The organism is Paenibacillus sp. Leaf72 (genome assembly GCF_001422685.1).
Lineage (GTDB): Bacteria > Bacillota > Bacilli > Paenibacillales > Paenibacillaceae > Pristimantibacillus.
On the sequence record NZ_LMLV01000031.1, the window covers coordinates 283,968 to 297,320 of the forward strand.

Annotated in this window: 13 protein-coding genes; 5 read left to right on the plus strand and 8 right to left on the minus strand. The window is 47.7% G+C overall.

All coding sequences use genetic code 11. The features are described from left to right. Positions 1–42: 42 nt before the first annotated feature. From ASF12_RS24640 to ASF12_RS24650, 3 genes are all read right to left on the minus strand, one after another. Positions 43–999 carry a phosphotransferase family protein gene (locus ASF12_RS24640; RefSeq protein WP_056040553.1) on the minus strand — a complete coding sequence of 319 codons (957 nt, stop codon included), beginning with the start codon at positions 997–999 and terminating at the stop codon, positions 43–45. After that, the gene (locus tag ASF12_RS24645; RefSeq protein WP_056040845.1) at positions 978–2,048 is read right to left on the minus strand and encodes a M42 family metallopeptidase; all 1,071 of its coding nucleotides are present in this window, start codon (positions 2,046–2,048) and stop codon (positions 978–980) included. The genes ASF12_RS24640 and ASF12_RS24645 overlap by 22 nt, the downstream gene beginning before the upstream one ends. 134 nt (positions 2,049–2,182) lie before the next feature. Further along, entirely contained in the window at positions 2,183–2,965 is a 783-nt protein-coding gene (locus ASF12_RS24650) for a PhzF family phenazine biosynthesis protein (protein ID WP_056040847.1), read from the minus strand. Positions 2,966–3,154: 189 nt separating this feature from the next. On the opposite strand from ASF12_RS24650, the gene ASF12_RS24655 reads away from it, so the two are divergent. The 5 genes from ASF12_RS24655 (at position 3,155) to ASF12_RS24675 (ending at position 7,375) form a co-directional block, all read left to right on the plus strand. Further along, positions 3,155–4,381 (plus strand): chloride channel protein, encoded by a 1,227-nt coding sequence (locus tag ASF12_RS24655; RefSeq protein ID WP_056040555.1) that lies wholly within the window; start codon positions 3,155–3,157, stop codon positions 4,379–4,381. Between the two features lie 240 nt (positions 4,382–4,621). Next, entirely contained in the window at positions 4,622–4,951 is a 330-nt protein-coding gene (locus tag ASF12_RS24660; RefSeq protein ID WP_056040557.1) for a PadR family transcriptional regulator, read from the plus strand. 15 nt (positions 4,952–4,966) lie between these two features. Next, entirely contained in the window at positions 4,967–5,833 is an 867-nt protein-coding gene (locus tag ASF12_RS24665; RefSeq protein WP_056040558.1) for a pentapeptide repeat-containing protein, read from the plus strand. Positions 5,834–5,845: 12 nt separating this feature from the next. Continuing rightward, a complete protein-coding gene (locus ASF12_RS24670) occupies positions 5,846–6,607 on the plus strand; it encodes an ABC transporter ATP-binding protein (protein ID WP_056040560.1) in 762 nt (253 codons plus the stop codon). Next, entirely contained in the window at positions 6,608–7,375 is a 768-nt protein-coding gene (locus tag ASF12_RS24675) for an ABC transporter permease (protein WP_056040562.1), read from the plus strand. It begins immediately after the preceding gene. Positions 7,376–7,567: 192 nt separating this feature from the next. Here the strand turns inward: ASF12_RS24675 and ASF12_RS24680 are convergent, their stop codons facing one another. The 5 genes from ASF12_RS24680 to ASF12_RS24700 form a co-directional block, all read right to left on the minus strand. Beyond that, complete coding sequence (locus ASF12_RS24680) at positions 7,568–8,188, minus strand: hypothetical protein (RefSeq protein WP_056040564.1); 621 nt, start codon at positions 8,186–8,188, stop codon at positions 7,568–7,570. Between the two features lie 66 nt (positions 8,189–8,254). Further along, positions 8,255–8,716 carry a class I SAM-dependent methyltransferase gene (locus ASF12_RS33980; RefSeq protein ID WP_081419019.1) on the minus strand — a complete coding sequence of 154 codons (462 nt, stop codon included), beginning with the start codon at positions 8,714–8,716 and terminating at the stop codon, positions 8,255–8,257. 373 nt (positions 8,717–9,089) lie between these two features. Further along, a complete protein-coding gene (locus tag ASF12_RS24690) occupies positions 9,090–9,974 on the minus strand; it encodes a radical SAM/SPASM domain-containing protein (protein ID WP_056040849.1) in 885 nt (294 codons plus the stop codon). 91 nt (positions 9,975–10,065) lie between these two features. Then, the gene (locus tag ASF12_RS24695; RefSeq protein WP_327204941.1) at positions 10,066–12,633 is read right to left on the minus strand and encodes a WG repeat-containing protein; all 2,568 of its coding nucleotides are present in this window, start codon (positions 12,631–12,633) and stop codon (positions 10,066–10,068) included. A 235-nt stretch (positions 12,634–12,868) separates the two neighbouring features. Next, positions 12,869–13,342, minus strand: coding sequence for a ferritin-like domain-containing protein (locus ASF12_RS24700; protein WP_056040568.1), 474 nt, complete (start codon positions 13,340–13,342; stop codon positions 12,869–12,871). Positions 13,343–13,353: the final 11 nt, after the last annotated feature.

A 13,353-nucleotide genomic window follows, 5' to 3' on the forward strand; every position in this document is an offset into this window, starting at 1 on the left:
CGGCTCTTCTTCTTATTCTTTCAGCTATTTCAGCTTTTTCAGCTATCGGAGCTTCATAAACCGCTCCCAGCCTTCAGCTGCATTGCTTTCTGCCCACTCCAGATGCGTTTGGTCGCTATATTTTCGGAAAGCGCATTCAATTAATAAAATGAGATCCAAATATAAATCATATAAACTGCGTCTTATTTGCTCCTCAGCCGTCAGCGCTCCACGACCGTAGCCCTGTAAAAACGTCTCCGACAAGTTAAAATGGCTAAAATAATGCTCCATCAGCGGATCGCCCCACATCGCCCGTTCAAAGTCAATAATGCCGCAAATTTGCTTATCCTTAATAAAAATATTACCATCCCACAAATCCCAGTGCAGCAGCTTTGGTTTAGTTACCGCATCCAGATAAGGCAAGCGCTCCTTTACCTCCTGTTCAATGACCAAGCGCTCTGCCGGAAGTGTAACGCCCGCATCCGTTGCGTCATCAAGCACGCCATGCAGCATCGCCCAAAAAGCATCCGTCCAACTAGCAAAAGCCTCGTTAAGCGGATAATAACCGAACTTTTCCCCGCTGATTTCGTTAATATAGGCATTGTACTCGCCCAACTGAAGCTCAATTTGCTCGCGCTCTTCTTGGGTAAAGCTTTCCTTCACTTTGTTATAAGCCTCTCCTTCCAGCCACTGCATAATAAAATAATCAGTCGGTACAAGCGACCGTGATTGGTCATAAGCGTATACTTCGGGAACTGGAATGCGGTGATCCTGAGACACGAGCCTCATAACCTCTACCTCGGTTTTCATCATCTCTTGCTCATAGCGCATGAGCGCCCCAACCGCCGTAGGAGCTACCTTTACAACCGCCTGGAAGCCGTCCACAAGCGTCAGTTGATACGCCGTATTGGCCCAGCCATCGGTAAGCTCGCGCGAATGCGCAAGCTCCCTGCCGAAATGATGCTGGGCAATCTGTCCCAACTGCTGCGTGTCCAGCTTTAGCTTGATTTCGTTGTCCATGAATATCCCTCACTTATGTAGGATAATAACAATACTGCCGTGTTTATAATCGCATCTGCATGCGTCCGTTCCATGGCATGCGAAGCATGCACACCCGGCCCAATTAGCGCAGCCCGAATATTGCTGCCTCCTCTCAGCGCAGCCGATGCGTCCGAGCCATATTGCGGATAAATATCGACCGCATAGGAAATGCCTGAAGCCTTTGCCAGCTCGATCAGCTTCGAGGTCATCGCATAATCATATGGGCCAGAGGAATCTTTGGCACAAATGGATACATCCCGCTCGCTTGCGGATAAATCATCGCCTAAAGCGCCCATATCAATCGCGATCAGCTCTGTCACATCCGGCGGCATATAGGCGTTGCCATGTCCTACCTCTTCATACGTGGAAAATATCAGCTTAAGCGTGCGCTCCGGACGCTTCCCTTCCCGTCCAAACCACTCCAGCAGCCCGAACAAGGCAGCGACACTAGCTTTATCATCCAAATGCCGTGATTTTACCCAGCCATTGTCCATTATTTTTGTGCGCGGGTCCCATGAAATAATATCGCCGACCTCGATGCCAAGCCGTTTCGTCTCCTCTTTAGACGTCGTATCCGCATCCAGGCGTATTTCCATGTTTTCCTCGCTGCGCTTCCAGTCCCGTGCCTCTGGATACACATGGACAGACGTTTTCGTCGACAGCACGGTTCCTTCATACTGGCGGCCATCGCGCGTATGAACGAGGCAATATTCGCCTTCCACTGTATGCATGGCATAACCGCCAATGGGCGTAAAGCGCAGCATGCCACTTGGCTTAATCGCTCGCACCATCGCGCCAAGCGTATCCACATGGGCGGTTAACGCAAGCGTGCCCGCTGTACAATTTCCTGTTCCCGGAATCGTAATGATTCCATTGCCTTTCGGTGTCAGCTCCAGCTCAAAGCCATGCTTGCGAGCTTCCTCCTCCAGCAGCCTCATAATCGCCATGCAGTAGCCGCTAGGGCTTGGCGTTTGAAGCAAGCGATTCAAAAATTCCAGTATGTATTCCCGGTTCAATTGTATTTGCAATGGGCTCATCAATGCCATTCTCCTCTTCCTATCCATTTCTGTTTATAGCCACTAGTATAGGCATTAACGGCTACAGTTGAATAGTGAAATTTTTTATAAACTCTAGCTATGCCAGTTTCTCCATATTCATCATCTTAATCGACAAAGAGGTCAGCAATTGAATACAATACAGCTCGGCCGCTTATCTTCACGCGATCACCAGCAAGCTTGCAGTACAAGGTGCCTCCCCTTTTAGAAACCTGTCTTGCCGTCATTTCCTGCTTGCTCAGACGCTCAGCCCAATATGGGATAAAATTGCAATGGGCTGATCCACATACAGGATCTTCATCCACTTTTAATTTTGGAAAAAAGCACCGGGATACGAAATCGTACTGCTCACTTTTAGCAGTAACCAGCACACCGAGTCCTACTGGCAGCGCGGCGAGTTTAGTGAAATCCGGGTTCAGGCTTCTGACATCAGACTCCGATTCCAGCACAAACATTAAATCGCGATCAAGATACGTTTCTACGGGCATCATTCCGAGCGCTTCAACCATCTGCTGTGTGAGCGTATGGGGCTTGGGCATTTTGTTCGGGAAATCCAATTCGTACAGCTCTCCGTCCCTTACAACGATTAAGTCGCCGCTGAGTGTTGTGAAACGAATACGCATAAGAGCTGTATCATAAAAGTTCGCAAGCACATAAGCTGCTGCCAGCGTTGCATGGCCACACAAATCAATTTCCCCGCCTGGTGTGAACCACCTTAAATGGTAACCATCATCCGCAATCTTTACCGCAAACGCCGTTTCGGACAAATTGTTCTCGATAGCAATCTTCTGCATGAGCTCATCCGGCAGCCACGCATCCATAATGCAAACACCAGCTGGATTCCCTTCAAAAAGGTGATTGGCAAACGCATCAATGACATAATATTTCATATTCATCAACCTTCCTTCATTTATGCTCCATATATGAGCATTGTATCAAGAGCTCTTGTATGGCTTCAAATGAATAATTGTATGACGTACAATTATTTGATGTATGGTGAAGCTCTCCATTCATTGACTCATCCGAAAAAGGGATATAGACTTAAATATCAACTTATCATGTCAGGGGCATTATAATTCATGAAGCAGCAAATACGCATTCTCCTTATTTGGCTAGGCATTGCTGGCTCCACTGGGCTACTCACGGGAGCTGCTTCTGCGCTGCTGCTGGCGCTTTTGGATGCAGCAACGTATCAGCGGCTGGCGCATCCATGGCTGCTCTGGCTTCTTCCACTAGGTGGAGCTTTGGTCAGCTATCTGTATATGAAGCTAGGCGGAGATGCTGGCAAAGGGAATAACCTTGTGCTGGAGCAGCTGCATGCAGAAGATGGCGGAGTGCCGCTGCGCATGGCACCGCTCGTTCTTTTCGGTACGATGATCACCCATCTATTCGGTGGTTCAGCCGGACGTGAAGGGACAGCCGTGCAAATGGGCGGCAGTATGGCTAGCTATATCGGATGCCTTTGTCGGCTCGGTGGGCTAGAGCGAAAGATGCTGCTTATCTGCGGTATAAGCGGCGGCTTCGGTTCCGTCTTCGGCACCCCGCTTGCTGGCGCCATATTCAGCTTAGAGCTGCTCGCAATAGGCCTCGTCCCCTACTGGCTGCTGCTGCCCGCTTTGGCGGCCGGCTTTACTGGACACGCCGTCGCCCTTGGGTTAGGCACGCATCATAGCCATTATGCCATCGGCAGCCTGCCAGGCTTCAATATAAAGCTGCTGCTCGCTATTGTGCTCGCTTCGGTATTGTTCGGTTTAACGGCGCGGCTATTCGTCGTACTTACACATAAGCTCAAAGCGGTATTCAACCATTATATCCCGAATCCAGCTTTCAAAAGCTTCATCGGTGGTCTGCTTATCATTTTGCTCGTCTACGCCGTAGGGACGCGAGATTATGTTGGCCTTGGGCTCCCACTAATGGAACAAGCCTTTCAAGAAGCATTATCTCCATTCGCTTTTCTATTGAAAATCCTGTTCACCGCCGTTACGCTTGGCGCTGGATTTCAGGGCGGCGAAGTAACGCCGCTGTTCGTCATCGGTTCTGCACTAGGCAGTGCGCTTGGCGGCCTGCTGTCTGTATCTGTGCCCCTGCTTGCGGGCATTGGCTTCGTTGCTGTATTTGGCAGTTCCACCAATACCCCGCTCGCCGCTGCCATAATGGGCATGGAGCTATTTGGCATCAAGGCCTTTCCTTATTTGCTGCTGGGCTGCATCATCAGCTACCTTTTCTCCGGGCATACGGGCATATACTGGTCTCGTCGCACGCATAAGCTTAAGCTTCGGTTTTCATTTTTTAAATTCTCTTCATGACTGTTCTATTCCCATATTGCGCAAACTTCTATATGTTCCTTCGTTCTTTCATACCGATGTCTACACCGATGTATAAGTCGGAGTAGGCATCGGTATATTTTTGTTCATTATCCACAGAAGCCTCTCCACGACTTACTCCTTCAGCGAAAAATATTTCTTTTCAAACAAAGTATCTCACTTGAAATACTACCTTGACAGTCACAGTAGTGTGTCGTATTATAAAAATGCGGAGGTGATTACATGAGCGAGAGCAAAATTACATCCGACCTGCTGCGCGGACATACCGATACGATGATTTTACGGCTCCTATCCGAAGCTGACCGCTATGGGTACGAAATTGTCAAACTGATCGCAGAGCGCTCGGGCGGCGAGTATGAATTAAAGGAAGCCACGATGTACTCCAGCGTCCGGCGGCTTGAAACAGACGGCGATATCGAGTGGTATTGGGGCGATGAATCTCAGGGAGGACGGCGCAAGTATTTTCGGATTACCGACAAGGGCAAGGAGACTTACGCCCGCAACAAAAGCAATTGGGAGTATTCGAAGCGCGTGCTAGAAAATTTATTATAAAGGAGATTTGATGAGATGAATCAGAAATTGACGAACTATTTGAACGGTGTATTTACGCCCTACGATGGGGTAAAAAGCGTCAGCGAATTAAAGGCGGACCTGCACTCCGATTTGCAGGAGCGGTATTCCGAACTCAAAACCGAGGGCAAAGATGATGCAACCGCGTTTCATATGACCATTGAGAGCATCGGCGACATCGAACAAACTATACTGGAGGTCGCTAACCTCTCCCGCTCGCTGGAACGGCAAGTGGTGACGAATTTTAGTGCGAGTTATCTGCCCAAGAGCGATCTTGCGGGCGTTAACGCGCATAAAGGAAAATTTGCTGCGAGTGCGTTACGTGGTACCGACTTTACGGGTGCTGACTTGACGGGCAGCACATTTGCGAGCAGCGATGTGGGTGAAGCTATTTTTGACCATGCCAATCTCACTGACTGCAACCTCTCTGCCATTGACCTTAAGGATTCAAGCTTCCACAAGTCCATCCTTGTACGTACCAACATCAGCAAGTCGGGTCTGGACGGAGCAAAATTCATTGATGTGAAGCTAACTGACGTCCAGTTAACGATGACCGACCTTAGAAAAACAATCTTTGAAAGATGTACCTTTAACGGAGTGGACTTCAAATATTCGGATTTGCGAGGGGTGCGATTTGACGAGCAGACCTTCATAGGCGTCAAGTTTGACAAGTCGGCGCTGAATGAGGTTTCGTTTAAAGGAGCGATACTCAAAAATGTTTCGTTCCTTTCTGGCTTTTCTTTGTCCAAGAAATATTACCGTGCGATCAAAACCATCTGCTTTGAAGGCGCGACGATGGATAAGCTGACCTATGCTGCCCTTAAAGGCATGGATGCTGATTTGTCTAAAGTTACGGTTATATAAGGAGGGAAAAATATGCAGCACAAGTCGATTCAAGTGATTGGCCTGCAAAAGTCCTACAAGCAGCTGCAAGTCCTAAAGGGCGTAGATTTCGAGGTGGAAAAGGGCAGTATTTTCGCCCTGCTCGGCTCCAACGGGGCGGGCAAAACAACCGTTGTCAAAATTCTCACCACGCTGCTCAAAAAAGACAGCGGAACCGCCTACGTAAACGGATTCGATGTTGCTACAGAACCCGACCATGTGCGGCAGGCGATCAGTCTGACCGGGCAATTTGCCGCCGTGGACGAAATTTTAACCGGACGAGAAAATCTTATTATGATTGCCAAGCTGCGATACCTCAAAAATCCGCGCCAGGTTGCGGACGATTTGCTTAAACGCTTCGTCCTGACAGACGCCGCTGACCGAAAGGTGTCTACTTATTCGGGCGGTATGCGCCGCAGGCTCGACATCGCCCTCAGCCTTGTGGGAAAACCACAGATTATTTTCCTCGACGAGCCGACCACTGGACTTGATCCCGAGTCGCGTATCGAGGTTTGGAAGATTGTCAAGGAGCTTGCCGACGGTGGCACGACGGTACTCCTGACCACGCAGTATTTGGAAGAAGCTGAGCAGCTTGCCGACCGAATTGCCATTTTGCACGAGGGTAGAATTATTGCCAACGGCACGCTTTCGGAGCTGAAAACGCTGTTTCCATCGACAAAGGTGGAATATGTTGAAAAACAGCCGACATTAGAGGAGATATTCCTCGCAATCGTCGGCAACAAGGAGGGAAAATAAATGGAGACGGTAAAGAAGCACTTTGTCAGCGATCTGAGCGTTATGCTTGGACGTTCCATGCGCCATATTTTCCGCAGTATGGACACCATTATCTCGGTTACCATCATGCCGATCGCTTTGTTGTTGCTGTTCGTCTATGTCTTCGGCGGTGCAATTGAAACCGGAACGGATAACTATGTGAATTACTTGTTGCCTGGCATCCTACTCATTGCTATTGCTAGCGGTATATCCTACACGGCTTTCCGCCTTTTTACCGATGTGCAACGCGGCATATTCGAGCGGTTTCACTCTATGCCCATTTCACGTTCCACCTTATTGTGGGGACATGTGCTGACCTCGCTGGTATCCAACGCCCTATCGATTGTCGTCATCATACTTGTAGCGCTCGTTATGGGCTTTCGTTCGTCCGCGGGGCCACTGTCATGGCTTGCAGTAGTTGGCATACTTGCTCTGTTTACGTTGGCATTAACTTGGGTCGCGGCAATTGCAGGGCTATCAGCAAAGTCGGTGGACGGCGCAAGCGCCTTTTCCTACCCGATTATCTTCCTGCCGTTTATCAGCTCGGCATTTGTACCTACCGAGTCGATGCCTGCGGTCGTTCGTGCCTTTGCCGAAAAACAACCGGTGACCTCGATAGTGGAAGCCATCCGTGCACTACTGTCAGGGCAGCCGGTGGGCAATGATATATGGATCGCTCTTGCGTGGTGCGTCGGGATTTTGCTCATAGCCTATTTCTTTGCAATGAGGGTGTACAATAAGCGGGTATGAAAAAGGAGCGACTAAATTCATCCCTTCCCCTGAAAAACTCTTTCTGTTCATTCATACTTCTACAAATATTGGAAGGATTCTGCCTTTAGCTTAATAACAGCAGGAGCAGCTGCCGCTGTGGCAAACTGCTCCTGGATCGCTGAACTAACGTTCGCCTTTAGCATAACAAGGCTTCCTTTTAAATAGCATGGGTTAAAACGATTCTTCCCCATATTCATTCCAATAATGCTTTAAATGCTTTTGTAGCGCAGTATCATGCTCAGCATTATCATCGTTCACATCTTGTTCGGCAGACCCAATGGCCATGGCCAAAGGTCCGCTGAGTCCCCTTGAACCTCCACTCATGCCAAGCTCAGGTAGCCACTCCGCTTGGGAATACCAGCGTTCTGCATAATCCTTGGTGCCGCCTGCATTTTTAACGATATATAGTCTATGCAGGATGTCAGCATCGTCCCGATAGCCATAGTAAAAATAGCCTTTTTCCTCAAGAGCATCCGTAATATTGATTTTTTCCCCATTGACACTTGCAATGAGCTGTTCCGCGGACTCTTTGACTACCCAATCGCCGTCGTTTTCGCCACCCATGGAGTCTATATGATCTTCGGCAATTTCATAATGAAGGGATGTTCCATTAGCAAAGACAACAGTCTGTCCCCTACCTTTGAAAATCGTCTGATACTTATTTGCGGTAGCATTTGTATAGGCTTGGGCTTGTTCGCTTGTTAATGGTTCAGCTTCTTTTAAAACCGAACAAGCAGAAAGGGTGACTACTAATGTTGATAATGTCGTTATTTTAAATACTTTTTTTATCATGGCTCACATTCCCCTATCTAGTGATTAAAACTAACTTCTTATTATAATCGAATTGCATTATATTTCTTATGATTTTTTGAAATCCAGTCTAATGATTTTTTTTGCATCTACATCATGTGCAATTGAAAGTAATGGATCAAAGGCTGATATGTAATTGGATTGACTTACAAAGCTGTCAGCTTGATTTTTTTGAATCGTGCAAGAAACAACTTCTACTTGATTTCTGTTCTGATTGATTAGGGAAACAAATGAAGCATCTCCAACATACTCAATAATTAAATTTGCGATTAATAAATCTGTTTTTGGTAATGTAAATGTAGGATCACAAATATCACAATGCACTAGCTCAAGCGTATTCCCCATATAAGAATATCTTTTTTGACAAGCATTCAAGTAATCTTTGTTTATGTCAAAACCATATATTTTTTTAGTAGAATGTAAATCAATCACGTCTAGTCCATTTCCCCCAGCAACTCCAAGGATACCAACGATTTCGTGCCCATAACTTTCAAACTGCTCTTTTGTGATTTGATTTAAAGTTTGTAATTGAAATACAGCATCAGAACTTCATGTGGTTTTCATATATATCCAGTTTAATTTCTTGCCATGGATTGTTCAAAATTTCAGCTCCAAGTCGTTTTATTTTGGGGCTATGTCTAGCCTAAACGCCACCGTTCAATTCCTCAATAGTAATAATTATAACTAATAAATTCAATGCATGGATAGTCATTTTTGATTATAAGTATGTTGCTCATTCGTTTAATAATCCCCTAGTCTATGGATGAACGTGGAAAAAACCGGTCTCCTTCAATCAAGGATTCCGGTTTTTCTGTTTTACGTTTATCACGCTCACGTTCGCATGCGCCGTACAAGCTCCATCGTGCTGCATTCGACCCGTATCTTATGCCCCAGCTCCGAAGCGCTTGCGATAGCCGCATTTCCGGCATAGCTCCTCGACCGCTTCCCTGCGGGAGAAACCTTCGACCAGCTTAATCGCCCGATCATCCTCAATAATGTCCGAGAACGATTTATCATTAATGTTCCCTAGATCAATGACGCCTTCGCCGTCGAGGCAGCATGGAACGACCGTTCCATCGACCAAAATGCCTGCCTGATTGCGCAGCCCGTAGCAGAAGCCTTTGCCGTCATCCTCTTCCGCCTTCAAATCCGGCCATTCAAATTCATGATCCTGATTCAAGTAAATACGATCAGCAATTTTCAGTCCTTTACCGGGAGCAACCCGCTCCTCAATGAAGTAATCCAGCCCAAATTGCTGTTCAATCATCGCCAATACGTCGCGATTGCGCTGGCGCTCCGCATTCGTCGCATTGTCGGTATGCAAATTCCAAAGGCGCAGCGAAATGATCATATTTGTCCGCTCAACCGCCTCACGTGCAAAATCCAATACGCTTCGAACATAACCTTCCTTATTCGTCGAGCCAATGTGTCCGTCAAAGCTATGCAAAGAGAAATTCATTTGGCGCAGCGCAGGCTTTGTCAAAATTTTCTCTTTCACTTTATGAAGCAGCGTCCCGTTTGACGTCAAATTGACTTTGAAGCCGTGCTTTTGGCTCAGATCCAGCAGCTCGTCAATTTTCGGATGCAGCAGCGGCTCGCCTTTGAGATGAAAATAAATATAGTCCGTAAACGGTTTAATCTGCTCCAGCCGCTTCTCAAAATCCTCGACCTGGATAAAGCCTTTCGCCCGCTGTGTCTGGGGACAGAAGGTACAGGCCAGATTGCAGATGCTCGTAATTTCCACATAAAACTTTTTAAACCTCTTCATTGCGCGTTGCTCCATTCTGCTCCATAGTCCTTCCTGCTATTATAGCATGCTCTCCGCTTGCGCGACCATTATGCTATAAAAGCCGCTACTCTCAATGAAAGGACCGCCAAAAAGCGCCTTCTGTTGCAATAATGGTGCTTATTTGGGCATACGGAATGCGGAACGTCGGGAACCCGGCAGCAAACGGTGCAATATCATAAGGGTTAAAATAAAGATGCAGCGCATCCTCCGTCACATAAAAAGGCTGATCCGGCTTAATGCCCATATACGTGTCCGGGAACACATAGCTGTACTGAGGATCCGTCTTAATTTGCTCGCCAACGATATCACTAAGCACCTTTACATAGTTGCTGCCTGGCTGGAACAGATCCTTCAGCTCGTACATCGACCCGTCGATGACATTGATATGGCTGTAAATCATCGTCGGCATCCCATGAGCAGCACCGAACGGGAAATTGTAGCCGTTCAACTGCAAAACGAGCAGGTTTTTGTGGAACCAGGCGACGTCAAAATCGCCATCATACGAATACTCCAGCTGCACATTCGCCGGGACCCTCTTGACCTGCGACAGCTCCTCCAGCTTGCGGTTCACCTGCTGCTGTGCCGCTTGGTTGACCATACCCTCAACGCTTGGATAATACACCAAATAATCGACGTTCGGCTTATATTTATGTTCCTTGACACGCAGTGGAACCCGCAGCGGAATGATCGTGTTGCTTTGCCAAATAAGGCGACCGCTGCGCGTATAATAGGACTCCCGGTTATCGACTATCGCCTGCACAACGCCATCCATAATCGTTAATACGCCTCTTCCGGACAGGCGTGGATACCCCTGTGCAGGCTGCCCTTTTGTATTTATAAAATAGGTCTGTTTCCCGTCCGTAACGGAAGCCAGCCCATATTTATAATCCGCCACATCCGTGAAAAAATAGTCCGTCAGCAGTTTGCCGTCTTGATCGGCAATCGCATACAGCGAGCCGATATACGGCTGATCCGCATTTCTCGCCTTGCCCAGCGCCAGCCGCTGCTCGCCCAGCTGGCGAATATCATTATAGGCCGGCTGCACAACATAGCCGCCCCGCTTGTCAATGACGCCGTACAGCGCGCGAAAATCCTCCGCTGTATTCACAATCGCACGTCCATCCTGAAACGGCATGGCCGCTGTAAACGCCGGATAAATGACCGATTGGCCGCGCTCATTAATGTACCCGTATTTGCCGTTTTGCTCCGGCTGATAGGAAAGCAGCCCCTCTCCGAGCTGGCCTACATCATAAAACGGATATTCCGCAAGCTTGCGTCCACTTCGATCAATTAACGCAAAGGCCTGATCATGCAGCTTTACGACTGCTTTTCCTTTGGTAAAATCGCCAGCGCTTTCGAACTGTGCCGGAATAACCTCCGTCCCTTTACGGTCCAAATACCCATATTTGGAGCTGCTGTCTGCTTCATTCATGACGTAGAACATCGCCCGTTCATCTGCAAACGCAGAGATGTATGAATAGGCTTTAGTCGTCAGCACATTTCCCCGCTCATCGATGATTTTAAAGCCTGCGCTATCAATGATGACCGCACGTCCTTCCGTGAACGGGCCGATAAAATCATAAATCGGCCGTATACGGAAAGCGCCTGACATGTCAATTAGGCCGCTATTGTTGCCTAATTGAACAACTGCTAGCCCATTCGGCTGAAAAGCATCTGCACTGCTGAATTGCGGCGCTATGACGAAGCTGCCTTTTGCATCAATATAGCCCCATTTTGTCCCGCTCGTCGTCTTTACTGCTGCGGGAAGAAGTACCACTCTGCGCTCATTTTCCCTATCTTCCGCATCAAAGCCGTCAATATCGGCAGTTATACCTGCTGCTGGCCGTGCTGCCTCTATGCCCATCTCCCCTCGGCTGCTAGCCAATATGGCATGCTTTAATTGCTTCAGCACCTCAAGCGATGGATAAGGCTGGGGGAAGCTAAGCGCCTTGTGGACAGAGGCAAGCGCCGCCTGCAGCTGGCACGCTTTAAACTGCGCATCTGCCAGATGGAACCAATAAAAACCATAATCCGGATGCTCCGCTACCATTCGTTCGTAATAGTCGACAACTTTGCAAAAGTAATAGGGATACACATCTGGCGCTGGAACAAGCATCCCTTTCGACCAGCGCATGACGTGGACATCATAAGCTTCCCCCGTGTCATGTGCCCATAGCGCCAGCTCAGCTTGACCATCCCTTCCGTTCGGTCCTGGCATATCCTCCACATCCAAATAGCTGAAATTGATGCCATCCGGCAGCACGGGACAAAGCTTGAAATTGCTGTAGGCATACACAGACAGCGTGGACCATATCGCCCCAACCTGCCAGCCAATGATTAAATTACAGCATAAGCAGTTGGTTACAGGCGCGGCAGTCATCACTGTTACGCCGTACCCCATTCCTTTCACACAAGCGGCTACAACCCAGCCAAACTGACAATGCTGCAAAATCATAACAAAATATTCGTTATGCAAACGATACACCGCTGCTACTTCGGGGCAACCGTCCCCATTTAAATCTGCCACTACAACTGCGTAATGTGGCGACGGGCAACAAATTTCAGCAAGCTCCGCACCAATCGGCAAATGAGCGGCAGCCAATCGCACCCACTGCATGTCATCCGCGTTCATTTTCATCACACCCCACCCGTATACGACTGGAATTTATCCTTAACAAACTAAACATATGCAGGAAAAAAGAGAATATGATAGGAGGTTAAGAGAGGCTCCCTCGAAAAAGGTGACATATTATTTTTTATGTAAACAAAATACGCTTATTCGTTTTTCTTAAATTAAGTAAATGAACTCCTTACAAAAAAATAAAGCCGGTACATTCTCCTATCAGGAGCAACCGGCTTTATTTTTTTCTAAACTAGCCATTCGTTCGATTTAATGTAATAAGATAATTGTATTTGCTTGCATGTTTCATCTCGTCTAAAATAATGCCAAAAACCGTGTCTTTATATACACCCACGGGCAAGCCGAACCAAATGTTGCGGTATTTTTCAACCGCAGCGAGCTCTCCTAATAAAGCCTCCTCTATTCCAGCAAGGTAGGAGCTCACCGGCTGATGGGCTTCATTGCTGACTCCGGTAATTTCCTGGCCAGTAAGTTGTCTATAAATCCCGCGAAACATTTGGTTGTGCCCACGCTCATCATTGCGAATGGACATAATGATCCCTGCCTGCTCGGCATTTGGCGCAAGCCTAATTAGCTCATCATAAAACAACTCGTCATTTCGTTCTCCTTGTACAGCTTCTTTGATTAACGTTAGCGCATGCTGTGGGGTTGTTGCCCATACTGGCATAAAAACCGTGTTTCTCCATTGATGGTTAACCCAATTCATCTATTAGCCTC

Excerpts from the sequence above, each read along its gene's own strand:
- ASF12_RS24660 (WP_056040557.1), top strand. The coding sequence starts at position 4,622 with ATGAGCGAGAGCAAAATTACATCCGACCTGCTGCGCGGACATACCGAT.
- ASF12_RS24695 (WP_327204941.1), bottom strand. The coding sequence starts at position 12,633 with ATGAAAATGAACGCGGATGACATGCAGTGGGTGCGATTGGCTGCCGCT.
- ASF12_RS24650 (WP_056040847.1), bottom strand. The coding sequence starts at position 2,965 with ATGAAATATTATGTCATTGATGCGTTTGCCAATCACCTTTTTGAAGGG.
- ASF12_RS24665 (WP_056040558.1), top strand. The coding sequence starts at position 4,967 with ATGAATCAGAAATTGACGAACTATTTGAACGGTGTATTTACGCCCTAC.
- ASF12_RS24655 (WP_056040555.1), top strand. The coding sequence starts at position 3,155 with ATGAAGCAGCAAATACGCATTCTCCTTATTTGGCTAGGCATTGCTGGC.
- ASF12_RS24640 (WP_056040553.1), bottom strand. The coding sequence starts at position 999 with ATGGACAACGAAATCAAGCTAAAGCTGGACACGCAGCAGTTGGGACAG.
- ASF12_RS24670 (WP_056040560.1), top strand. The coding sequence starts at position 5,846 with ATGCAGCACAAGTCGATTCAAGTGATTGGCCTGCAAAAGTCCTACAAG.
- ASF12_RS24680 (WP_056040564.1), bottom strand. The coding sequence starts at position 8,188 with ATGATAAAAAAAGTATTTAAAATAACGACATTATCAACATTAGTAGTC.
- ASF12_RS24690 (WP_056040849.1), bottom strand. The coding sequence starts at position 9,974 with ATGAAGAGGTTTAAAAAGTTTTATGTGGAAATTACGAGCATCTGCAAT.
- ASF12_RS24700 (WP_056040568.1), bottom strand. The coding sequence starts at position 13,342 with ATGAATTGGGTTAACCATCAATGGAGAAACACGGTTTTTATGCCAGTA.
- ASF12_RS24675 (WP_056040562.1), top strand. The coding sequence starts at position 6,608 with ATGGAGACGGTAAAGAAGCACTTTGTCAGCGATCTGAGCGTTATGCTT.